This is a genomic window from Bifidobacterium sp. UTCIF-39, from assembly GCF_006408715.1.
Classification (GTDB): domain Bacteria; phylum Actinomycetota; class Actinomycetes; order Actinomycetales; family Bifidobacteriaceae; genus Galliscardovia; species Galliscardovia tissieri.
Window position 1 is genome coordinate 72,710 of sequence record NZ_JEOG01000006.1, and the last position, 22,114, is coordinate 94,823.

Below are 22,114 nucleotides of genomic sequence, written 5' to 3' on the forward strand. Positions count from 1 at the left end.
AGATGAGCGTATCTTCGCATACCGATACCCATTCCACAGGCGTGGCCGATTCCGGTCGCTGGTCCACCAAACGCATTGCCGTCTACGCGTTGTTCGTGGCGTTGGCCATGGTCACCAGCTTCATCGAACTGCCGATCTTCCCGGCCGCACCGTATCTCAAGTACGATCCGTCCGGCATCGTTTGCCTGATCGCCGGCTTTGCGTTCGGCCCGTCGGCCGCCGTGGTCGTCAGCGTGCTCGGTTTCGTGCCGCATATGTTCGGTGATCCATGGGGTTCGATCATGGCGATTGCCGTGGCATTGGCGCTGAGCGTGCCCGCCTCGGTGATCTACAAGCGCTGGAGGACCCGCAAGGGTGCGACCGTAGGCATTCTTGCCGGCGCCGTGGTCGCTTTGGCCATCGCGATCGTGGGCAATCTGCTGATCACGCCGATCTACGCGCATATGACGGTTGCCCAGGTGGCCGCCATGATCGTGCCGATTCTGCTGCCGTTCAACCTGCTCAAGTTCGCCATCCACGGCGTTGTGACCTTCCTGATCTACAAGCCGATCTCCGATCTGCTGAACAGGGTTCGCTAATCGGGTCATTTAGCCATTTCGGTATTTCACACTACGGTGTGCACGTCGTGAACCGATCGACGTGCACACCGTTCTTTGCATTCCCCCTTGTCGACCATCCCCGCGAAAGGCCTTCCCGTGACCACTCCCATCCCCCTTGCCGTGCTACAGAACGTGCGATTCAGCTACGACGGCGGAACGACGTGGGCGCTGGATGGCGTGAATCTCAGCATCGCCCCGGGTGAACGCGTGGCGATCGTCGGTGCCAATGGATCCGGAAAATCCACGCTGGGACGGATCATCGCCGGCCTCACGGCCCCGGATTCCGGCATCGTGAAACTACTCGGACACTCAGTGTTTCACGATGATACGCCCAACGCCGACGCCTATCGCGCAGCCCGACATGATATCGGAGCGGTGTTCCAGAATCCGGAGGATCAGATCGTCACCACCGTCACCGAGGACGATGTCGCCTTCGGCCCGGAGAACCTCGGTGTCGCCCGCGAACGGATCAGACAGCGCATCACCGACGCCCTGCAACAGGTCGGCATGGACGGCAGCGAGGCCAGGAATCCCACTCGCATGTCGGGCGGACAACAGCAGCGTGTGGCCATCGCCGGCATGCTTGCCATGAAGCCACGAATGCTGGTGCTCGACGAACCCACGGCCATGCTCGATGAGACGGCACGCAAGGATGTCATGCACGTGCTCGCGCAATTGCACGATCAGGGCGTCACGATCGTGCACATCACCCACCGCGAGGACGAGGCGTCGTCTGCCGATCGCATCATCCGCATGGAACATGGCCGCATTATCGACGACGTGACCCCCGCGACGGAGACGACCGATGCCGTCACGAACGACGATTCGCGCTCCTCGTCCGTATTCACGACGTCCGCCGCCTCTCCGAAGCGGTCGGGCGATGGCACCCCGATCGTCACGCTCGCCCATGTCTCCTTCGCCTATGACCAGCATTTCCCCATCTTCCAAAACATGAGTCTCAGTATCGACGCCGGTGAAACCGTGGCGATCATGGGTCGTAACGGTTGTGGCAAATCCACACTCACCCGGCTGCTGTGCGCGTTGGAGACGCCGGATCGCGGTGACATCACCATCGGCGACATCCCAGTGGCACGGGACAATGGTCGGCGTGCCGTACCGTTGCGCCGCCGCGACCGTCATGCACTGCGGGAACGGATCGGATACGTGATGCAGCATCCCGAACGGCAGCTGTTCGCCGAAACGGTGGCGCAGGACGTGGCGTATGGTCCGCGCAATCTCGGCATTCACGGGGACGAACTCGCCGACCGCGTATCGCAGACGCTGGATTCGCTGGGATTGTCCCATCTTGCCGACCGATCCCCGTTCGCCTTGTCCGGAGGACAGCAGCGCATGGTGTCGATCGCCGGCGTTCTGGCGTGCCGACCGCAGATCCTGATCATGGACGAGCCGACGAGCAGTTTGGATGCGACGTCGGCACTGCGCATTCACAGGCTGATCGCTGATCTCAAGGCGCAGGGCGTGACCGTGATCATCGTGACGCATGACGCCGACGAAGCGCAGCTCGCCGACCGCGTGATCATGCTCGACGGCCGGGATTCGATGGCCGTGGGCCCTGATTCCGATGTGACGCCGAACGATCCGGACCGCACTAGGTCCGCGAACGCGACCACATCCATAGCCGCCACGCCCGTCGTGACACGTCCATCGTTCATCGCCCTGCTTGACCCCCGCATGAAGATGGTGCTGTTCCTGATCATGATGTTCACCGCATTCGCAATCGGTACGCCGATGCAACTCGCGTTGGCCGCGATCGTCGTGGCGGCGATTCTGGCCGCTTCACGACTGGGGCCCTTGTCGGTGCTGCATTCCGTACGGGTGCTGCTCGCCCTGTTCGTGATCATGAGCGCACTCAATGTGTTCTTCGTCCGCACCGGCACACCGCTTGCCCATATCGGACCGATTCCCATCACCGATGACGGTTTGTGGACGGCGCTCGTGTATGCCGGACGTCTGGCGCTGGTGGTGATTCTCGGTGCGATACTGCTGGGTACGACCACGCCCGTACGGTTGACCGACGCATTTGAATCACTGCTGTCGCCACTATCGCGATTCGGCATGCATACCAGTGAGATCGCACTGACGATGAGTCTCGCGTTGCGGTTCATTCCCACGTTGACCAAAGAGATGCAGGATGTGATCGACGCCCAGTCAGCGCGCGGAGGCAGCGTGGAATCAGGCTCGCCGGCGCATCGCATTCGCGCACTGACCGCGATCATCGTGCCGGTGTTCGCCGGGGCGCTACGGCATGCCGACAATCTTGGCCTGGCGCTCGACGCCCGTTCCTACGAGGGCGGATCGCACCGCACGCATTACCGGCTGATGCGCGTATCAGGTCGCGATATCGCCTTTGCCTGTGCCGTCATCGTCTATCTCGCCGGTCTCGTCGCATTGGCGTTGATCGCATAATCCGGCATGGACGTGCATGACATGTGACGCATACGCAACAACCATGACAACACGACAAGGGGTGCGGTTCAGATCAGGTCTGAACCGCACCCCTTGTCAATCAGTACGCTGCCAATCAGTGCGATCATGCGATCACCGTGATTATGCAATCATCGTGATCGCTGTCGATCAGCCGTTCACTGGGCCTCTTCCGTACCGTTCTTGCCGGTATCACCGTCGGAGACGCCCACCGGTTCGGCTTCGGCGGCAGAAGACTCGGACTCGTCCTTCGTCTCCTTCGCCGGTTCGGCATCCAGAATCGGCTTGCCAGTGAACGTGAACTCGCCGAGGATACCCTCGCCCTGCGCGTCCACGAACACGGCCTCGTTATCGCCGAGTTCGCCGAGCAGGATCTTCTCGGAGATGGCATCCTCGATGTCGCGCTGGATCACGCGGCGCAGCGGGCGAGCGCCCAGCAGCGGATCGAAGCCCTTCTCCGCGAGCAGGTCCTTGGCCTTGTCGGTCAGTTCGATCGACATGTGACGCTCGAACAGGCGGTCGTTGAGACGCCTGACGTCGAGATCCACGATCTGGCGCACCTGCGGCTCGGTGAGCTGACGGAACACGATGATGTCGTCCAGACGGTTGAGGAACTCGGGACGGAACTGCTGCTTGAGCTCCGAACTGACCTGATCCTTCATGCGCTGGTAGCTCGTCTCCGTGTTGCCGCCCACGTTGAAGCCGGTGTTCGCGGCCTTGGCGATGTCACGCGTACCGAGGTTGGTGGTCAGGATGATGATGGTGTTCTTGAAGTCCACCTTGCGACCCTGGCCGTCGGTCAGGTGACCGTCGTCCAGCACCTGCAGCAACGTGTTGAAGATGTCCGGATGGGCCTTCTCGATCTCATCGAACAGCACCACGGAGAACGGCTTGCGACGTACCTTCTCGGTGAGTTCGCCGCCCTCCTCGTAGCCGACGTATCCCGGAGGCGCACCGAACAGACGCGATGCGGCGTACTTCTCGGAGAACTCCGACATATCCACGCGGATCAGCGCATCCTCGTCGTCGAACAGGAACTCGGCCAGCGCCTTGGCCAGCTCGGTCTTGCCCACGCCGGTGGGGCCGGCAAAGATGAACGAGCCGGAAGGACGCTTCGGATCCTTGAGGCCCACACGAGCACGACGAATCGAGCGGGACAGCGCGGTAACCGCATCGTCCTGTCCGATGATGCGCTTGTGCAGCTCCTTCTCCATGTTGAGCAGCTTCTTGGATTCGGCCTGCGTGAGCTTGAACACGGGGATGCCGGTGGTGGCGGAGATCACCTGCGCGATGACGTCCTCATCCACGGTCATGGACACGTCGGACTCGCCCTCACGCCAGGACTTCTCCTTCTCCTTGCGTTCGCCCTCGAGCTTCTCCTGACGGTCTCGCAGCTCGGCGGCCTTCTCGAAGTCCTGGTCCTTGATGGCCTGGTCCTTCTCCACGCTCACCTTGGCGATCTTGGCGTCGATCTCCTTGAGCTCCGGCGGCGCGGTCAGACGCTTGATGCGCAGACGGGCACCGGCCTCGTCGATCAGATCGATGGCCTTGTCCGGCAGGTTGCGGTCCTGAATGTACCGGGCGGACAGCTCGGCGGCGGACTGCAACGCACCATCGGTGATGGTCACGTGATGGTGGTTCTCGTACCGTTCGCGCAGACCCTTGAGGATCTCGATGGTCTCCGCGATCGTCGGCTCGGGCACCTGGATCGGCTGGAAACGACGTTCGAGGGCCGCATCCTTCTCAATGTACTTGCGGTACTCCTCGGTGGTGGTGGCACCAATGGTCTGGAGCTCGCCACGAGCCAGCATCGGCTTGAGCATGTCGGATGCGCCCAGCGCACCGTCGGCGGAACCGGCACCGACGATCGTGTGGATCTCATCGATGAACAGCACGATGTCGCCGCGGGTCTTGATCTCCTTGAGCACCTTCTTAAGGCGCTCCTCGAAGTCACCACGATAGCGGGATCCGGCCACCATGGAGCCCAGATCCAGTGAATAGACCTGCTTGCCCTTCAGCGTCTCGGGAACATCACCCGCATTGATCTTCTGCGCGAGGCCCTCCACGACGGCGGTCTTGCCGACGCCCGGCTCGCCGATCAGCACAGGGTTGTTCTTGGTGCGGCGGGACAGCACCACCATCACACGCTCGATCTCCTTGGAGCGGCCGATGACCGGGTCAAGCTTGCCGGCGGCCGCCTCCGCGGTGAGGTTGCGGCCGAACTGATCGAGAATGGCGGAACCGGTCTGGCTGCCCTTGTTCTGCACGCCGCCGGCATTGGCCAGATCGCCCTTGTCGCTGTCGGAGCCTTCGTGGCTGCCACGGATCAGATCAATGGTGGCGGTGCGCAGCTCGCCCAGATCCACATCCATCTTGATGAGCACCTGGGTGCCCACGCCCTCACCCTCGCGAATCAGGCCAAGCAGGATATGCTCGGTACCGATGTAGCTGTGGCCCAGCTGAAGGGCCTCACGCAGGCTCAATTCGAGCACCTGCTTGGCATGCGGAGTGAATGGAATGTGTCCGTTCGGAGCGGCATTGCCCTTGCCGATCATCTCCTCCACCTGCTTGCGGGTGGCGTCAAGCTCGACTCCCTTGGAAGCCAGAGCCTTGGCGGCCACGCCCTCACCCTCGCGAATCAGGCCAAGCAGCAGGTGTTCCGTACCGATGTAGTTATGCTGGAGCGCACGTGCCTCCTCCTGGGCAAGCACAATGACGCGCCGCGCACGGTCGGTGAACCGTTCGAACATGCTTTGTCCTCCCTAATAAAACTCTGTATCACTCTACCGATTTGCAGTGACGAACATTCCTCCGCTCTCACATATTGCGCTGTAAACGCAAAAAGACCGGCGGGCACGGCCAAGGCTCCATCATCTTCAATGCTCCGTCGACTATGCTGATGAGTACGACGACGTGAATCAGGAGGTGCATCATGACCAACGATGGCATCCACATCAACGGGGGAACGACGGCCAACGAAGGACTCAAGGACATCGTGGTCGGCGTGGATGGTTCGTCCGAATCCTTCGCCGCCTTGCGTTGGGCGTTGAACGAGGCAGGCAAGACCGGTCAGCATGTGAATGCGGTGTTCGGCTGGACCCACTCATGGGATACGAGCTCCGAGCCGGACAACGACGAATCATGGAAGAAGGTCCGCCACGAGATCGCCCACACGCTGCGAGGCTGGGTGGACAAGGCAGCCAACGGCATTGACTTCAATCCGGAGAATCTCAAGCTCACTTCGGTGAAGGCGTCCGGGTCCACGGCATTGCTGCAGATCGGCGCGGATTCCCAGCAGATCGTGGTCGGACGACGCAATCTGAATCGAGTCGCACGCTGGTTCCTCGGTTCATCGTCCGCATCCCTTGCCGAGGAGGCGAAGGTGCCGGTGACCGTGGTGCGCGGGGATGAGGACAAGGACTCCCCCATATCCGTGCAGGACAGCATCGCGCGCACGCTTGATCCGGAAGGATTCGCCGGGCATGATCTTCGCCCGGTGGTGGTGGGTATCGACGGGTCCAAGACGTCGAAGCGCGCCCTGGATTTCGCGATCCATGCCGCTTCGATCGATGGCCGTCCGCTGCATGTGCTGTTCTGCTGGCAGATGAAGGATCTGGGCGCGATCGAAGGATACGAGACCACGGTGCCGTCCATCGCGGTAGGCCAGCAGCGCGCCGAGGAGATTCTGGCCTCGGTGACGGAACATGTGCAGCTGCCATCGAATGTGACGATGACGACCAGTGCCTTCCATATCGCCGCCGGCAAGGGATTGGTCAGCGCCTCGCGTTATGCGAATCGCGTGGTCGTGGGTTCGCGTGGGCTGTCCGGTCTTGACGCGCACTTCCTGGGGTCCGTTTCCCGGCAGGTGGTGGACGAGGCCGAGTGCACCGTCACCGTGGTGCACTGAAACTGAAGTGCACTGATCAGTGCACTGATCATTCCGTTCAGTCCGCTCGGTTTTCAGTCGGAATGATTAATGGCGGTGGCGTCGAGTGTCGTTGACGCCACCGCCGTGTGATATGTCATGAGTCAGTGAATCGGATTGGTCTGAGTGACTAGTCGTCATCACGATCGGGCATCTGGGACAGGAACAGGATGACGTTGCCGTTGCGCACGCCCAGATAATGGCCGTTGTCGTCAAAGGTTCCGGACTCGGTTCCTTCGGCGTTCTCGATGGCTTCGATGTCGCCTCGTTCCTCACGCGGAGCCTGCTCGACGATGTCGATATGCATGTCATCGTAGGCCGGCTTGGACTGAATCCACAGGTTGCTCGGCTCCGGAGGCTCGATCTCGGAGTGCTCGCCGCAGCCGTGGTCCCGGGAGACGACGCGACCGTCGTCCGGACTCCACTTGTTGGCGCAGACGCCGAACATGAGATTCAGCTCGCCCTGGAGGGGGATGAAGAATCCGCACGTCTGGCATGCCAGGCCATCGGCGGTCTTGGTGGACAGCGACTTGGGGCCATGGGGGCCGGAGTACCAGCGTTCCGCAGCCTGCGCCCGACCGAGCGGGGTCAGCACCCTTCTGCGGGACAGTTCGAACTCGTTGGCCACACGAACCTTTGAGGCGAGAGGTTCATCCGTACCGGCAGACGTGGCAGCGGTCTCATCAGTTGGTTCCGACTCAGCCGACGACTCGCCTTGCTCGCCGTTCTCCTTCTCCGAAGAGGCATCCGAATCCGGCTGTCCTTCGGCATCCTGCCGCTCGCCCGGTTCCGTCGGCTTGTCCGATTCGCCTGCTGACTCTCCGTCCGTTTCCTCCGGCTTGGCCATCTCGGCTTCGGCGGCCTCGGAATCGAATCCCTCCTCAAGACGGGGATCATCAGGCTCCGTGCCAAGAGAATCGGTCACCGCCAGATCGGACGGCAGCAAACGGTCCTTCCACGGTATCCACTGCGGCGGCATGAGCGAATCCTCACCTGGGATCAGTGATGATTCGCTGACCGTCCAGACTCCACGATCCTCATCGTGGTACAACATGACCGACCACTGCCAGCCTTCATAGCCGGGGATATGAGCGGCGAACCGGAAATCGGAAACCCCGTCCTCCAGCTCATGCACGACAAGGAAATCGCCGACCTGTGTATCATCATCGGCCACTTCATAGGCCACGGCATGCGCCATGAGACGCGGATCGGTCACGGCCGTCTCGACGTCGTTCATGACGTCCTCATTCGTGTTATCGGTCACGAGGCATCAGTCCTGAATGTCGAAGTTATCCGCCACGGCACGCAGCAGGGTGGCCAGTTTTTTGGATTCCGCCTGCGACGGGTAACGATGGCGACGTAGCCCGTTGCCGGCAGCGTCGAGCAGCTTGATCAGATCCTCCACGATCGCGGCCATATCGTCCGGCTTGGGACGACTCGCCTTGACCATGGACGGCATGGGGGCGGCCACGGTCACGCCCATGGCCTGAGGGCCCTTGCGTCCGTCGACCACCGAGAACTCCACCTTGGCACCCTTGCGCAACGTAGTGGTGCCCTGAGGCAACGCCGTGGCGGGCATGAACACGTCCTTGCCATCGTCACCGGTGATGAAGCCGTAGCCTTTTTTCGCGTCATACCAACGAACTTTTCCGCTGGGCATACTCAATACACCTCACTGATTACGACAGTCGATCTCTTTGGAAACCGGCTTTGGGCATGCTTACGCCACAAAGCCAAATTACTATTCTATCCTAAGCCTTCGTCGACTGTACGCTCTCAGAGGGATTCTCGTTGGCCGGAGCCGAATGCGGGGCATCCGACGAGGTCGGCTCCACCTCCACGATGGGGATGATCACCGTGAACGTCAGACCGCCGCCATCCGTTTCGGACGCGCAGATCAGACCGTGATGCGCCTTGACCGCGGACTGTGCGATGGCCATGCCCAATCCCGTGCCGCCTTTTTCGCGTGCTCGCGATGGATCGGCCGTATAAAAGCGTTCGAAGATCATCTGTCGGGACTGCGGGGCCATGCCCGGACCGTGGTCGATCACCCTCATGACGGCGAACCGCTGACCTGATCCGGTGGAGGCAGCCACCTGCACCGCCTGGATGAACTGGTCAAGCGAGACATCGGTGGACGGCATCTTGCCGAGATCGACATGCGGCAGGGATGCGGTGAGCACGGAGACGCCCATCTCCACTGGGGAGTCCGATGGTGTGTATCGGTGGATATTGCCGACGATGTTCGTAATGACCTGACGCAGCCGGGCCGGATCGCCCTGGGTCAGGATCGGCTCAAGCTTGCCTTCCGTGAATTCGAGTCGGGCGGGTTCCGGTGCGGTACCGTCCGCGGCGACCAGCGGCGCTTCGGATCCGGTTACCGTCACGCTGCCAAGGCGGATCACGCGTTCGGGATCCAACGCATGTAGGTCCTCCGCGGAATCCGCGATGATGCCATTGAGCTTGACCTTCTGATTCAGATCGATGCCACGCCCTTCGTCCATGCGCGCCAGGGACAGCAGATCCTCCACCAATGCCGCCATACGGGTGCTGGACTTCTCGATGCGATCGATCGACTCATCCGCGCGTTCAAGAGCACCGGGATAATCACGCTGCATCTTGTACAGTTCGGCATAGCCGTGGATCGCGGCGAGCGGCGTACGCAGTTCATGACTGGCGTCGGATACGAACCGCTTCATCTTGTCGGTGGTCTCCTGCTGTTCGCGGAAGCTCTGCTCGATGCGTGCAAGCATCTGGTTGAGCGATGCGGACAGTGACCCGACCTCGGTGTTCTCCGGTGCCGACGGCACACGCTGTGACAGGTCGCCATTGGCGATCTTCGCCGCGGTCTTCTCGATGCGTTTGAGTGGCAGCAACGTTCGGTCCACGGCGATGGTGGCCATCACCGTGGCGAACACGATGGTGGCGATGCCGACCACCAGAAAGTACTTGGTGATGATGCCAAGGGTGTCCTGCATATCGTGCAGAGACAGTCCGATCAGTGCCACACCACAAACGACCCCGCCGCTATCGGGGTCCTTGACCGTGTACTGCAGCGCGACCACACGCCATGGCGACATGGCCATCTTCAATGACGATCGGCTCACGGACCCGTCCCCCACTTGCACCTGGGCGTCCGTGGTGAAGGGCCGTCCGAACTGGATACCGTCAAGACTGCCGGACGCCGGCAGCTTCGGCACCGACGCCACGCTACCCTGCAGCTTCGGCACCAGTGGCGTGCTCTCGATGTTGTAGTCCGCGTCACGGAACTGCACGAAGTACATGTTGCCGTTCAACGTGCTGCTGTTGTCGGTGCGCTGCAGCTGATCGATGTTGTTGATCACCAGACCGGCCTGATTCGTCAGCTGGGTGTCGGTCTTGTCGATGATATAGGCGCTGACAAGCTGGCGTACCGCGAACGCGATCACGCCTCCGGATACCAACAGCAGCACCAGAATGATCGAGACCAGTTTGGTGGACAACGACACGGCGTCAAGATGCCGCATGAGAGGATTCTCACGACGGCTTGCGCTCGGTTTCGCTCCCTTCTTGACTGGCTTGCCTGAGGCGGTCACGGAATCATGCTCCCGGTGCGGACTTCGGAGAACGGATCATATAGCCGATGCCACGCTTGGTCTGGATCAGCGGATCGACCTTGCGTTCGTTGCCGTCCTCGTCGGTGTACATTACGCCATCCACCTTCTTGCGCAGATAGGAGATGTAGGATTCCACGATCGCGGCGTCGCCGCCCCAGTCGTACTGCCACACGTGGTCGAGAATCTGTGCCTTGGACAGCACACGTCCCTCGTTGTCCATCAGATAGCGCAGCAACTTGTATTCGGTGGGGCTGAGCTCCACCACCTGACCGTGACGGGTCACATCGTGGGAATCCTCGTTGATCTCAAGATCGGCCACGCGAATGATCGGATCGTCTTCGGCCTGCTCACGGGTGCGACGCAGAATGGCGCGGATACGGGCCACGACCTCTTCGAGACTGAACGGCTTGGTGACGTAGTCGTCACCGCCAACGGTGAGACCCATGACCTTGTCCTGGGTGTCGTCGCGTGCGGTGAGGAACAGTACGGGAGCGTCGATGCCCTCCTGACGGATGCGGCGGGTCACGGTGAATCCGTCGATATCCGGGAGCATCACATCAAGCACGATCAGATCGGGGTCGGTTTTCTCGATCACCTCGATGGCTTCGGAACCAGAGGCCGCTGTGGCCACTTCAAAACCGGAAAAATGCAGGGACGCCACCAGCAGGTCGCGGATGGACGGTTCATCATCTACAACGACAATCGATGCCTCAATGGATTTGCTCATGCTTCCACCATGCCTTCACCCTCTGGATGTTTCCTGAATGTCGTCTGAGTCATTAGTTGGATTATGCGTGTCGTCCGGGTGATCGTCAGCGGCTTTGGACGATTCGACGTCATCGGGTCCATCGTCGGCGACCGTTCCATCATCGTTATCGTCACTGTCACCATCGGCAGCGCCATTCTTCGTGGCCGAATCCGATCCACGACGTGAACGTCGACGCTCACGACGGGCCAACTGCCGTTCCGCGTGGGAACGGGCCTTGGTATGGCCTTTCTTATGCAGCACGAAGAACACCGCGGCCGCGACGACCAACACGACCAACGCCACGATGAATACGACGACTCCGATATGGCTGGCAGCCGTCGGCGTGGACGTGGTCTTGGACGCCTTGATCTGATCGGTAAGCGCGATGGCCGATCCCGACCAGTCCGGAGTATCGCCGTCTGTCAGCGGCTTCAGTGCGGCGGCCGACATCTCCCCTGCGGCGTCCTGCAGCCATTTGTCCGAATTCTTGGAGATGGCGACCACCAGATTGCCATCCTCCGATGCCACGGCAAGCAGCACGGTGTTCGCCTCCGGATTGGTGGAGTTGAGCACGTCGGTGGCCCATTCCTCGGGATTCTTGCCGGAGGCGAACTTGGGAAGATACAGCAGCTTCACCGTCACGCCGGTCTCCTGCTTGGTGGATTCGATGGCATCGGTCACCTTGCCCAGGTTGTCTCCAAGCAGATTTTCAGTGTCAGTGATGTTGTCGGTGACGGTCACCGCGCTTTGTTCGTTTTCGGAACCCGTTCCCGTCTGGTCGGCCGACTGTCCCGACTGATCCGTGGGCTGGCTGGACTGATCGGTGGCCTCGTCGGCCCATACCGCCGGCGCGGGAGCGACCATGAGCGAACCGGCCATCGCGATCGTGGCGAATAGCGCGACAAGGGTTCCGATCACGCCTCGCAACGCCGAGGAACCCGTTGCCGACCCGTCGGCGAGGGGGCTCCATTCGACCACATCGTTCGTAAACTCTGTCTCCACATGCGTGCGTTTCATAGTCTCAACTGTAACGGTTCGGCATCACATCCGACCCGTGTCACAACAAACACCCCCATATCGAAAGGACATATCATGCCCCAATATCAAGTGGATTCGGAACAGATTCAATCGCCATCCGCGGCGGTGTCCGCCTCGGTCACGCAGATTCGCGAGGCCGTGAACGGCATGTACGCCAATCTCAACCAGCTGCAGAGCGTCTGGCAGGGCGGTGCCGCCACCCAGTTCGCTTCGGTTGCCTCACAGTGGCGTGCGGCGCAGCAGCAGATGGAAGCTTCGTTGGAATCCATCCAGAACGCGCTCTCGCAGGCGTCGATGGTCTACTCCGACGCCGAATCCCAGGCCTCTCGCCTGTTCGCCGGCTGATCCCTCACGATCCCCGATCGTTCATACCCAACACAACCAACACAACAAAGGCTCCGATCCATTACGGATCGGAGCCTTTGCCTTTGCTATGCGACTAACGCACTGTTCCGAATGCTATCGGATCAGTAGCCCATGTCGGCGCCAGCGGCCGGAGCGGCTGCCGGCGGTTCCGGCTTGTTGGCCACCACGGCTTCGGTGGTCAGGAACAGACCGGCGATGGAAGCGGCGTTCTGCAGAGCGGAACGGGTCACCTTGACCGGGTCGGTCACGCCAGCGGCGAGCAGATCCTCGTAGGTGTTGGTGGCGGCGTTCAGGCCCTCGCCTTCCGGCAGGGAGCGCACCTTGTCGATCACCACGTCACCGGACAGGCCAGCGTTCTCGGCGATCTGCTTGATCGGGGCCTCGACAGCACGGAAGACGATGGCGGCACCAGTGGCCTCGTCGCCTTCGAGCTTCACATCGGCCTCGGCCTTCTTGGCGGCCTGGATCAGAGCCACACCACCGCCGGGCAGCAGGCCTTCCTCGATGGCGGCCTTGGCGTTACGCACGGCATCCTCGATGCGGTGCTTGCGCTCCTTGGCCTCCACCTCGGTGGCGGCACCGACCTTGATGACGGCAACGCCGCCGGCCAGCTTGGCGAGACGCTCCTGCAGCTTCTCGCGATCGTAATCGGAGTCGGTGGCTTCGATCTCGGCACGGATCTGAGCCACACGAGCCTCGACATCGGCCTTGTCGCCAGCGCCGGAAACGATGGTGGTCTCGTCCTTGGAGACGATGACCTTGGCGGCGGAACCGAGCACGGAGGCGTCGATGGAGTCGAGCTTCAGACCGAGGTCGTCGGACACGACCTGAGCGCCGGTCAGGATGGCCATATCCTGCAGCATCGCCTTACGACGGTCGCCGAAGCCCGGGGCCTTGACGGCGCAGGAGTTGAAGGTGCCACGGATCTTGTTGAGGATCAGGGTGGGCAGAGCCTCACCGTCGACATCCTCGGCGATGATCAGCAGCGGCTTGCCGGACTTCATCACCAGATCGGCGATGTGAATGATGTCCTGCTGGCTGGAGACCTTGCCGGAGGTGAGCAGGATGTAGGGGTTCTCGAGAACCGCGGACTGCTCGTCGGCGTTGGTGACGAAGTACGGGGAGATGTAGCCCTTGTCGAAGCGCATGCCCTCGGTGAACTCGAGGTCCAGGCCGAAGCGGTTGTTGTCCTCAACGGTCACGACGCCGTCCTGACCAACCTTGTCCAGGGCCTCAGCGATCTTCTCGCCAACCTCGGGGTCGGCGGCGGAGATCGTGGCGGTGGCAGCGATCTGGTCCTTGGTTTCCACGTCCTTGGCGGCGGCGACCAGTTCCTTCACGATAGCCTCGGTGGCCTTCTCGATACCGCGGCGCAGAGCGATCGGGTTGGAACCGGCAACCACGTTCTTCAGACCTTCGTGGACCACAGCCTGGGCCAGCACGGTGGCGGTGGTGGTGCCGTCGCCGGCGACGTCGTCGGTCTTCTTGGCGACTTCCTTGACCAGCTCGGCGCCGATGCGCTCGAACGGGTCCTCAAGTTCGATTTCCTTGGCGATGGACACACCGTCGTTGGTGATGGTCGGAGCGCCGTAGGTCTTGTCGAGCACGACGTTGCGGCCCTTCGGTCCCAGCGTGACCTTCACGGTGTTGGCCAGCTTGTCGAGGCCGGCGAGCATGCCGGAGCGAGCTTCCTCATCGTAGGAGATGATCTTTGCCATGGTTGCTATCCCTCCAAATGGCTTGTATTACGTATTCACCCTTCGCGCGTGATACGCATGGCCGTCAGCCACCACGCGTTATCACTCTCACGCTTCGAGTGCTAACAGTGAGATTAGCACTCTCGAACGAAGAGTGCCAACTATTCCCGTGGCGAATACGCCAGTGGCGTGAAAAACACCATCGTGCGGCCGTGCTCGGAGCACGATCGATCCGCATCGTCAACGGAGCATCAGCAAGGCGGAGCATGGGCGTGGAAAAGAAAAAGCGGCATGCCGGACGTGAGGAAATCAGGAACGCGACAAATATCAGACGGGAAGTGCAAATCACGGAAACGGGTATAAAAAAGCCCCGGCGCGACAAACCACACACGCGCCGGGGCCAGCCGGAAAGCAGGATGTCAGAGCTTGGTCACCTTAGTGGCCTGCATGCCCTTCGGTCCCCTTTCGGCTTCGAACTCGACCTTGTCCCCTTCGTCCAGAGTGCGATAACCCTGAGCGTTGATGGCCGACCAATGGACGAAAACATCTTCACCGCCCCCTTCGGGAGTGATAAAGCCATACCCTTTGGCTGCGCTGAAGAACTTGACCGTACCCGTTGCCATAACAGCTTCCCTTTGTAGTTGTGATACCGTCCCACGCATGACAAACACAACAACATCATTGAGTCTGACGGTTCGTGCATCTCTTCTTGCACGATTCACACTATAGTAACCGAGACAACGTTTGTTAGCTATCACATCTCCCATTGTCAATGTTTTCGCCGTAAGGGGAGACTTGGAAAATGCCCGGAGACGCCCGGCAGCCGGTCACTGCATCAGCACCACCGTGATCTGCGTGTCGATGTTCTGCGACTGCGCCACCTGCGAGATGCCGAGTTGCGCCGCCACGTCCTGAGCGGTGGCAAGATCCGAGGCATCGCGATACCATACCGTGCTCGTCGACGGCAGACTGCCGCGATTGGCGTTCCCGGTGCCCACTGACGTATAGCCCGCGCTGGTCAATGTGGCCGCACGCCTGGATGCCAGGCCGCTGGTACGGGTTCCATTCAGGACGGTAACGGTCGACGACCGGTCCACCGTGGCTTCAGGCGAAGCGCTCTCGCTCGGAGATGCGCTTTCGGACGGTGATTCGTTCGCACTCGACGAATCGCTTTCGGACGGCGATGCGCTTGTCGTATCACTGGAGGACGCGCTCTCGCTCGGCGATTCGGTTTCACTCGCCGATGCGCTCTCCGATGCCTCAACGGACTGTGAAACACTTGACGAGGAGCCGGACCCGGGCAGCAGATCCGTTCCGGACAACCACACGAACACGCCCAGACCGCACAGCACAGCCACGATGATCACGATCAGATACGGCAAAGCGCGTGCACCGAAGCTCCGCGGACCACGATGCAATCCGACAGGCCCCTGCTCGGGCTTGTCGAAGTCATCGGCCGGGTAGACGTGTTGCTTGTCAGACATGGTCACTCCTCATACTTTTCCAACACATAAGAGTGTAGCCGTACGCCCATATGATCGGAATACGCTCCCACCCACCTCTATGATGGAGGCCATGACGATCAAGAATCTTGATGAATTGGTGGAATCCGGATGGGCCCACGCCCTGAAGGACGTGGAACCCCAGGTGCATGCCATGGGGGACTTCCTGCGCGGGGAGCTGGCCCAGGGACGTCGATACCTGCCGGAGAGCCACAACATTCTCCGTGCATTCACCATTCCATTCGATTCCATCAAGGTGCTGATCGTGGGACAGGACCCCTACCCTACGCCGGGCCACCCCGTGGGACTGAGCTTCTCCGTCGCACCGACGGTCAGCCCCCTTCCGGGCAGTCTACGCAATATCTACACCGAACTCATGGACGACATGCATGTTCCCGCTCCCGCGAACGGCGACCTTACCCCGTGGACCCAGCGTGGCGTCATGCTGCTCAACAGGTGCCTGACCGTCCAGGTTGGAAAGCCCGCAAGCCATAGGGGCAAGGGCTGGGAGGCCATCACGGACGCGGCCATCACCGCACTGGACTCCCGGGTCGATGAATCAGGCAGACCCATACCGCTTGTGGCCATTCTGTGGGGCCGTCAGGCGCAGACGCTCGAGCCGTTGCTGCAGCATGCGGCGATCATCAAGTCCCCTCACCCCAGTCCCCTGTCCGCACGCTACGGATTCTTTGGATCCAAGCCGTTTTCCAAGGCGAATGACGCGCTCGTGGCCATGGGGGCCGAACCCGTGGACTGGGCTCTCCCGTCGGCGTGAAAGTCGCATGACACGTTACAGTGGAGGACATGGCTTTATTCCCACCTCGACCTTCACACCAGAATGCGGCCGACATGCCGTTGCCCGCACCGAGCGTCCCCTCCCCCATCACGACAGCCGCCACCTCCGCCACCGTAACCCGTGACGATCTGGCCCGCGTACACGAGCTGGCGGAACGCATCCGTCAGCATTTCACACAGGGTCTGGTCGCGCAGACCAAGCTGCGCGAATCGCTGATCACCACACTCGTGGCCGGCGGACATATTCTCATCGAGTCCGTCCCCGGTCTGGCCAAGACCACGGCCGCTCAGATCCTGGCCACGTCGGTCTCCGGATCCTTCAAACGCATCCAGTGCACGCCGGATCTCATGCCGTCGGACCTGGTGGGCACGCAGATCTTCGACTTCGCCACGCAGAAGATGAGCACGCAGATCGGACCCATCCACGCCAACTTCGTACTGCTCGACGAGATCAACCGTTCCTCGGCGAAGACCCAGTCCGCCATGCTTGAGGCCATGGCGGAAGGTGCCACCACCATCGGCGGTGAACGCATCGCGCTGCCCAAGCCGTTCATGGTGATCGCCACGCAGAACCCCATCGAGGAGGAGGGCACCTACAATCTGCCCGAAGCCCAGATGGATCGATTCTTCATGAAGACCGTCATGACCTACCCCACCGAGGACGACGAGATCTCCATGCTGGAGATGCTCACCCGTCGCGGCACCGACCAGCAGAACATGGCGGTCAGCCCCACGGCCATCACCATCGCCGACGTGGAATTCCTGCGCGCCAGCTCCCGCAAGGTGCATGTGTCGCAGCCGATCATGAAATACGCCGTCGAACTGGCGCAGACCAGCCGCGGCGGAGGCCCCCGTCCGATCAAGGGACTGTCGAATCTGGTCCGTCTGGGCGCCAGCCCCCGCGCATCGATCGCGCTGACACGCATCGGTCAGGCGAACGCGCTGCTTGCGGGACGCGACTATGTGATCCCCGAGGACATCAAGACGTTCGCCCATGAGGTGTTCCGCCATCGCATCCTGCTCACGTTCGAGGCGCTGGCGGAGAATGTGAATGCCGATCAGGTCATCGACTCGATGATCGAGGCGGTTCCCGTACCATGATCGCTCCGGAGAGATCCTCCGATCAGGTCCGCCGACGCATCGAATCCCTGGGAACGCGGCTCAGCCTGCCCACCGTATTCCGGGCCCTGGGCGCACTGGAGGGCGAGCATCCGTCGGCACGGCGGGGCGCGGGATACGACTATCTCGACATCCGTCCCTACCAGCCCGGCGAGGAGGCCCGCCTGATCGATTGGAAGGCAAGTGCCCGGGCCGCCCGTCCGATGATCGTGGACAAGGAGCGTGAGAGCAACGGCAACGTGTGGCTGCTGCTGGACGTTGGCCGTGAGATGCGCGGTCGTACGCCGAGTGGTGAGCGCGCCATTGACGTGGCGGCCAACGCGCTGCGTATGTTCGCCGTGCTGTCGTTGCGCCGCAGTGATGATCTGTCGATCGTGCTGGGTGATTCGCAGAGTATTCGCCGTGTGCCGTTCAACGGCGGTTTCGCGAAGTTCGAGCACGTGTTCGACGGGCTGTTGCGTCGTCGTATGAACCATCCGCGGGATGTGGATGCGCTGATCGATTATGCGGGCAAGATCCGCAACCGGTATTCCCTGGTGGTGATCGCCACCGACGAGACCGCGTGGACCGAGGAGCAGGCCCATGCCCTGCGTCTGGTGGCGCAGACGCATCCGTTGGTCATCGTGAGCGTGGCGGTGTTGAACCCGTTCCGCCATACGGAGCATTTTGATCGCATAGTGGACGCCCGCAATGGTCGGGCCGTACCGGCGTTCCTCCGCACACCCACCATGGCCAAGGATGTCGCAACGCATCGTGAATTCGCCGCGACGGCACTGAGTCGCGAGTTGGCCCGCACCGGTTCCACCGTGGTGCGCGGCGGTTCGAGCGAGGCGATGTTCAATGAATTCATCTCCCTGGTCTCCACCACGCTGGCGAGAAGCGGATTCCCCCGCCTCAACGTTCATGCCCCGCAGATGAGGGGAGGCGTCGCATGATCATGGTGATGGCGGCGAAGGGATTCGCACCTCTGGCGACCACTGACATCACGCCGTATGTGACGGCGATGCTGGTGCTGATCGTCGTCGCCGTGGCGCTGGCCGCGCTGGCGATCGTGACGTCCCGTCCTCGCGGACGCACGTCCTCCGCAACCGGCGCGCATCGATCCCTGTCGGATAAGAGCGAATGGCTTGCCGAGATCGAGGACGTTCGATTCCGCTTCCAGACCGGTGAGATCGGCACGGACGATGCGTTCAGCGAACTGGCCGGCATCGCCCGTCGGTTCGCGTCCGACCGTCTGGACCGCGATGTGACCAATCACACGCTGGCGGAACTGCATGCCGTTCCGCGTTCCCGTAGTAATGGCAAAGGACTTGATTTGCTCAGACAGACGATCTCCGCATTGTATCCGCCTGAATTCGCCGATGCGACGACCCAGTCGCATGCCGGTGCCGTCTCGGTGGATGAAGCTGCGGGATGGGTGTCGAATCTGGTGGAGAGGTGGCGCTCCTGATGTCGTCCCTGATTACGTTCCGATGGCCGTGGGCGCTTGCCGCGATCATCGTGCTGGCGGTGCTTGCCATCCTTGCATGGCGCTGGTCCGCACGCAAACCGGAAACCGTGCATGACATTGTCGAGCGTCCCGACACCGCTGCAGTGTGGAATCTTGATCACGACCTCGACACCGAACATACCTCCGCCCGTTGGCGTCTGTGGAAGGCGACCAACCGTCTGGCGGTCGCACTGCTCGCCCTGACGCTGGCCGTGGCCATCGTGCTGACCGCACGACCGTCGAAGGTCGATTCCGAATCGAGCGACGGATCATCCCGTGACATCATCCTCTGTCTGGACGTTTCGGGCTCGACGCTGCCCTATGACCGGCAGGTCATCGCCACCTATCTGGATCTGATCCAGCATTTCCAGGGCGAGCGCATCGGTCTGAGCATTTTCAATTCGACTTCGAGAACGGTGTTCCCGCTTACCGACGACTACGATCTCGCCAAACAACAGTTGTCGTACGCCAACACGATCCTCAAGGGCGTGGTGGATCAGGACAGCATCGACAAGATGAGCGACAAGCAGTACCAGCAGGTGTCGGACTGGCTGGAGGGCACGCAGAACCGCAAGGACGTGACTTCGCTGATCGGCGATGGCCTGATCAGCTGCGCGGCCATGCTGCCCGAGTTCTCCACGACGGGGAATGCGGCGGTGAGCGCCTCCGCCAGGAACCGCAGCGCCTCGATCGTGCTGGCCACCGACAACGTGCTGTCCGGCACGCCGGTCTATCAGCTTGATCAGGCACTCGACCTGACCGAAAAGTCGTCGATCGTGGTGGATGGCCTGTATTCCGGCCCCACGCAATCGGTGAACGACCAGACGACCACCGACATGAAGACCCAGATCGAAGCCCACAACGGCATTTTCCTGACGCAGGATTCCGGATCCTCCGTGGACGCTCTGGTCCGCAGGATCGAACGCCAGCGTGAGAACGACAACGAGGACCGCAACCAGTCGAATCTGGTGGATGCCCCCCAGTACTGGGTGCCGGTTGCGCTGGTGCTGTTCGCCGCGTTCCTGATCACGGCGGGGAGGTTGAGACGATGAACGTATCCAACGGCCTGTCCGCTTTGCGCGGCCTGACACTTGATCCGATGTTCGGCTGGATCGTCTCCCCCATATTGGCCGTGGCCGTAGTGGGGCTAACCGTCGTGCTGACCGTGCGTTCGCTGCGACAGCGTCCCTATGCCGATGCCACCGCGGTGGATTGGACACGACGTATTCTGGCGTCCGTCATGCTGGCCGTCATGCTGCTTACCCCGAGCGTGACGCTCAAGACGGAAAGCCGAGCGGTGAACGCCACGGACGTGTTCATCGCCGTCGACGTCACCGGATCGATGGGCGTGTCCGACGCGCAGTATGGATCCGAGCAGACGATGAGCCGTATCGATGCCGCCCGTCAGGCGGTCAACAGCATCACCAAGCTCTATCCGGACGCGAGTTTCGCCGCGATCGCATTCGGGGCGTCGGGCACGCTTGAAGTGCCGCTCACCCCTGATGCGCGGGCCATTGACAACTGGGCCGAAACCCTGTCGCTGGAGCCCACGTCCGCCTCGTCGGGATCGAATCTGGACAAGGCGGTCGATCCGCTGCTGCTGGCCACGAAGAACACCCGCAACCAGCATCCGGACGACGCCATCATTGTGTACTACATCTCCGACGGCGAGCAGACCAGTACCAAGTCGCGCCGGACATTCTCCTCGTTGAGGGCCTACGTGAATGGTGCACAGACCATCGGCGTCGGCTCACCGGATGGCGGACAGATCCCACAGATCGCCGACGACGGATCGACTGCGGACGGACAGTTCGTCACCGATCCGTCGACCGGTCAGCCCGGCATCTCCAAACTCGATGAGAAGACGCTCAAGGCCATCGCCGACGAGATGAGCGGAACCTACGTGCATGTCGACGCCGGCCGTACGCTGGACCAGCGTGACGTTCAGCAGACGTCGAAGGAATGGCGCATGCAGAGCACCTACAAGCAGCGGGACCACAACGTTCCCGCCATCTGGCCGTTCGCCATCGTGCTGGCAGCGCTGATGCTCTGGGAGGCCGTGGCCTGGATGCGTACGTCAAGGAGGCTGCTATGAGCAGAACAACGTCAACCCACAGGACGCATAGGTCCCACAAGGCGCATGTCGGCTCCCATCCCCGTCGGCACAACCGTCGGGCGATCATGCCGGTTCCCGTCCGCATCGTTCTGGGTGTGCTCGCCGTGATCGCACTGGCCGCCGCCGGCGTGTCGGCGGCGAACTGGTCGGCATTGACGACCAACAACACCGCCGTGAACGGGCTTAACGCCACGATAGCCGCCTACAACAGGGATTCGCCCGATCTGGAGAAGCTCCGCACGGCACAGCAGCAGACCGATGCGCAATTCGCGGACGCACGGCGTCTCGATGCACTCCAACTGCCTGGCGTTCGGGAAACGATCGCGTCCAATGCCGCGGAATCGGCGCGACTGACCAAGCAGATCGAGTCGGATCTGAAGAAGAGCGGCGGTTCCGACTCCGCACAGACGGCCAGCGGCCAGCAGGCGGGATCCTCGAATAACGGCGACGGCTCGTCCGACACGGATAAGATCAACAAGCTGCTTGAACAGAACAAGCAGAAGATCGATATGAAGAACGTGCCGGATACGTCATCCACGACCGAGGGCTCCAACGACGACTCATCCTCCAAACCCTGGTAATCCCTGATCATGGCAGGGTGCCGTTCGTCGTGCTGCGGCTGAAAAAGATTACGGCACGATCATGATGGATGGGGAGCCTTCCTGGCAATACGGGCATG

The 22,114-nt window shown here is 61.6% G+C and carries 20 protein-coding genes; 11 read left to right on the forward strand and 9 right to left on the reverse strand.

Translation table 11 applies throughout. The annotated features are described in order from the left end of the window. Positions 1–2 precede the first annotated feature (2 nt). Positions 3–578 carry an ECF transporter S component gene (locus tag EP30_RS03925; protein ID WP_140556334.1) on the forward strand — a complete coding sequence of 192 codons (576 nt, stop codon included), beginning with the start codon at positions 3–5 and terminating at the stop codon, positions 576–578. A gap of 117 nt (positions 579–695) precedes the next feature. Then, positions 696–3,026 carry an energy-coupling factor transporter ATPase gene (locus tag EP30_RS03930; RefSeq protein ID WP_140556336.1) on the forward strand — a complete coding sequence of 777 codons (2,331 nt, stop codon included), beginning with the start codon at positions 696–698 and terminating at the stop codon, positions 3,024–3,026. Between the two features lie 176 nt (positions 3,027–3,202). Here EP30_RS03930 and EP30_RS03935 read toward each other — a convergent pair whose 3' ends face one another. After that, entirely contained in the window at positions 3,203–5,794 is a 2,592-nt protein-coding gene (locus tag EP30_RS03935; protein ID WP_140556338.1) for an ATP-dependent Clp protease ATP-binding subunit, read from the reverse strand. 182 nt (positions 5,795–5,976) lie between these two features. On the opposite strand from EP30_RS03935, the gene EP30_RS03940 reads away from it, so the two are divergent. Next, positions 5,977–6,951 carry a universal stress protein gene (locus EP30_RS03940; RefSeq protein WP_140556340.1) on the forward strand — a complete coding sequence of 325 codons (975 nt, stop codon included), beginning with the start codon at positions 5,977–5,979 and terminating at the stop codon, positions 6,949–6,951. 148 nt (positions 6,952–7,099) lie between these two features. Here EP30_RS03940 and EP30_RS03945 read toward each other — a convergent pair whose 3' ends face one another. The 5 genes from EP30_RS03945 to EP30_RS03965 form a co-directional block, all read right to left on the reverse strand. After that, entirely contained in the window at positions 7,100–8,206 is a 1,107-nt protein-coding gene (locus tag EP30_RS03945) for a DUF3027 domain-containing protein (protein WP_140556342.1), read from the reverse strand. A 33-nt stretch (positions 8,207–8,239) separates the two neighbouring features. Further along, the gene (locus EP30_RS03950; protein WP_094662744.1) at positions 8,240–8,629 is read right to left on the reverse strand and encodes a cold-shock protein; all 390 of its coding nucleotides are present in this window, start codon (positions 8,627–8,629) and stop codon (positions 8,240–8,242) included. Positions 8,630–8,720: 91 nt separating this feature from the next. Beyond that, complete coding sequence (locus tag EP30_RS03955; protein WP_140556458.1) at positions 8,721–10,475, reverse strand: cell wall metabolism sensor histidine kinase WalK; 1,755 nt, start codon at positions 10,473–10,475, stop codon at positions 8,721–8,723. A gap of 73 nt (positions 10,476–10,548) precedes the next feature. After that, on the reverse strand, positions 10,549–11,292 hold the full coding sequence (locus EP30_RS03960) for a response regulator transcription factor (protein WP_094662748.1): 744 nt from the start codon (positions 11,290–11,292) through the stop codon (positions 10,549–10,551). Positions 11,293–11,307: 15 nt separating this feature from the next. Next, positions 11,308–12,315 (reverse strand): TPM domain-containing protein, encoded by a 1,008-nt coding sequence (locus EP30_RS03965; protein WP_140556344.1) that lies wholly within the window; start codon positions 12,313–12,315, stop codon positions 11,308–11,310. 90 nt (positions 12,316–12,405) lie between these two features. Here EP30_RS03965 and EP30_RS03970 point away from each other — a divergent pair, with 90 nt between their 5' ends. Beyond that, positions 12,406–12,696 (forward strand): WXG100 family type VII secretion target, encoded by a 291-nt coding sequence (locus EP30_RS03970; protein WP_140556346.1) that lies wholly within the window; start codon positions 12,406–12,408, stop codon positions 12,694–12,696. Positions 12,697–12,818: 122 nt separating this feature from the next. Here the strand turns inward: EP30_RS03970 and groL are convergent, their stop codons facing one another. The 3 genes from groL to EP30_RS03985 all read right to left on the reverse strand — a co-directional run bounded on the left by groL (position 12,819) and on the right by EP30_RS03985 (position 15,898). Continuing rightward, on the reverse strand, positions 12,819–14,435 hold the full coding sequence (groL, locus tag EP30_RS03975; RefSeq protein ID WP_094662754.1) for a chaperonin GroEL: 1,617 nt from the start codon (positions 14,433–14,435) through the stop codon (positions 12,819–12,821). A gap of 398 nt (positions 14,436–14,833) precedes the next feature. Then, positions 14,834–15,037, reverse strand: a complete 204-nt coding sequence (locus tag EP30_RS03980) for a cold-shock protein (RefSeq protein WP_094662755.1) — start codon at positions 15,035–15,037, stop codon at positions 14,834–14,836. A 204-nt stretch (positions 15,038–15,241) separates the two neighbouring features. Then, entirely contained in the window at positions 15,242–15,898 is a 657-nt protein-coding gene (locus EP30_RS03985; protein WP_140556348.1) for a LytR C-terminal domain-containing protein, read from the reverse strand. A 91-nt stretch (positions 15,899–15,989) separates the two neighbouring features. Here EP30_RS03985 and EP30_RS03990 point away from each other — a divergent pair, with 91 nt between their 5' ends. Genes EP30_RS03990 through EP30_RS04020 form a run of 7 tightly spaced genes read left to right on the forward strand, consistent with a single transcriptional unit; the run spans position 15,990 to position 22,016 of the window. Further along, positions 15,990–16,691, forward strand: a complete 702-nt coding sequence (locus tag EP30_RS03990) for a uracil-DNA glycosylase (protein WP_140556351.1) — start codon at positions 15,990–15,992, stop codon at positions 16,689–16,691. Between the two features lie 29 nt (positions 16,692–16,720). Continuing rightward, entirely contained in the window at positions 16,721–17,812 is a 1,092-nt protein-coding gene (locus tag EP30_RS03995; RefSeq protein WP_140556353.1) for a MoxR family ATPase, read from the forward strand. Continuing rightward, positions 17,809–18,765 carry a DUF58 domain-containing protein gene (locus EP30_RS04000; RefSeq protein ID WP_140556355.1) on the forward strand — a complete coding sequence of 319 codons (957 nt, stop codon included), beginning with the start codon at positions 17,809–17,811 and terminating at the stop codon, positions 18,763–18,765. Before EP30_RS03995 ends, EP30_RS04000 begins: the two co-directional genes overlap by 4 nt. After that, positions 18,762–19,280 (forward strand): hypothetical protein, encoded by a 519-nt coding sequence (locus EP30_RS04005; RefSeq protein ID WP_140556358.1) that lies wholly within the window; start codon positions 18,762–18,764, stop codon positions 19,278–19,280. Before EP30_RS04000 ends, EP30_RS04005 begins: the two co-directional genes overlap by 4 nt. Continuing rightward, complete coding sequence (locus EP30_RS04010) at positions 19,280–20,371, forward strand: VWA domain-containing protein (protein ID WP_140556360.1); 1,092 nt, start codon at positions 19,280–19,282, stop codon at positions 20,369–20,371. The genes EP30_RS04005 and EP30_RS04010 overlap by 1 nt, the downstream gene beginning before the upstream one ends. Before the next feature lie 23 nt (positions 20,372–20,394). Then, entirely contained in the window at positions 20,395–21,414 is a 1,020-nt protein-coding gene (locus tag EP30_RS04015; protein WP_375137736.1) for a VWA domain-containing protein, read from the forward strand. Then, on the forward strand, positions 21,411–22,016 hold the full coding sequence (locus EP30_RS04020) for a DUF6466 family protein (protein WP_140556363.1): 606 nt from the start codon (positions 21,411–21,413) through the stop codon (positions 22,014–22,016). The genes EP30_RS04015 and EP30_RS04020 overlap by 4 nt, the downstream gene beginning before the upstream one ends. Positions 22,017–22,114 lie beyond the last annotated feature (98 nt).

Excerpts from the sequence above, each read along its gene's own strand:
- EP30_RS03925 (WP_140556334.1), top strand. The coding sequence starts at position 3 with ATGAGCGTATCTTCGCATACCGATACCCATTCCACAGGCGTGGCCGAT.
- EP30_RS03935 (WP_140556338.1), bottom strand. The coding sequence starts at position 5,794 with ATGTTCGAACGGTTCACCGACCGTGCGCGGCGCGTCATTGTGCTTGCC.
- EP30_RS03940 (WP_140556340.1), top strand. The coding sequence starts at position 5,977 with ATGACCAACGATGGCATCCACATCAACGGGGGAACGACGGCCAACGAA.
- EP30_RS03945 (WP_140556342.1), bottom strand. The coding sequence starts at position 8,206 with ATGAACGACGTCGAGACGGCCGTGACCGATCCGCGTCTCATGGCGCAT.
- EP30_RS03950 (WP_094662744.1), bottom strand. The coding sequence starts at position 8,629 with ATGCCCAGCGGAAAAGTTCGTTGGTATGACGCGAAAAAAGGCTACGGC.
- EP30_RS03955 (WP_140556458.1), bottom strand. The coding sequence starts at position 10,475 with ATGCGGCATCTTGACGCCGTGTCGTTGTCCACCAAACTGGTCTCGATC.
- EP30_RS03960 (WP_094662748.1), bottom strand. The coding sequence starts at position 11,292 with ATGAGCAAATCCATTGAGGCATCGATTGTCGTTGTAGATGATGAACCG.
- EP30_RS03970 (WP_140556346.1), top strand. The coding sequence starts at position 12,406 with ATGCCCCAATATCAAGTGGATTCGGAACAGATTCAATCGCCATCCGCG.
- groL (WP_094662754.1), bottom strand. The coding sequence starts at position 14,435 with ATGGCAAAGATCATCTCCTACGATGAGGAAGCTCGCTCCGGCATGCTC.
- EP30_RS03980 (WP_094662755.1), bottom strand. The coding sequence starts at position 15,037 with ATGGCAACGGGTACGGTCAAGTTCTTCAGCGCAGCCAAAGGGTATGGC.
- EP30_RS03985 (WP_140556348.1), bottom strand. The coding sequence starts at position 15,898 with ATGTCTGACAAGCAACACGTCTACCCGGCCGATGACTTCGACAAGCCC.
- EP30_RS03990 (WP_140556351.1), top strand. The coding sequence starts at position 15,990 with ATGACGATCAAGAATCTTGATGAATTGGTGGAATCCGGATGGGCCCAC.
- EP30_RS03995 (WP_140556353.1), top strand. The coding sequence starts at position 16,721 with ATGGCTTTATTCCCACCTCGACCTTCACACCAGAATGCGGCCGACATG.
- EP30_RS04000 (WP_140556355.1), top strand. The coding sequence starts at position 17,809 with ATGATCGCTCCGGAGAGATCCTCCGATCAGGTCCGCCGACGCATCGAA.
- EP30_RS04005 (WP_140556358.1), top strand. The coding sequence starts at position 18,762 with ATGATCATGGTGATGGCGGCGAAGGGATTCGCACCTCTGGCGACCACT.
- EP30_RS04010 (WP_140556360.1), top strand. The coding sequence starts at position 19,280 with ATGTCGTCCCTGATTACGTTCCGATGGCCGTGGGCGCTTGCCGCGATC.
- EP30_RS04020 (WP_140556363.1), top strand. The coding sequence starts at position 21,411 with ATGAGCAGAACAACGTCAACCCACAGGACGCATAGGTCCCACAAGGCG.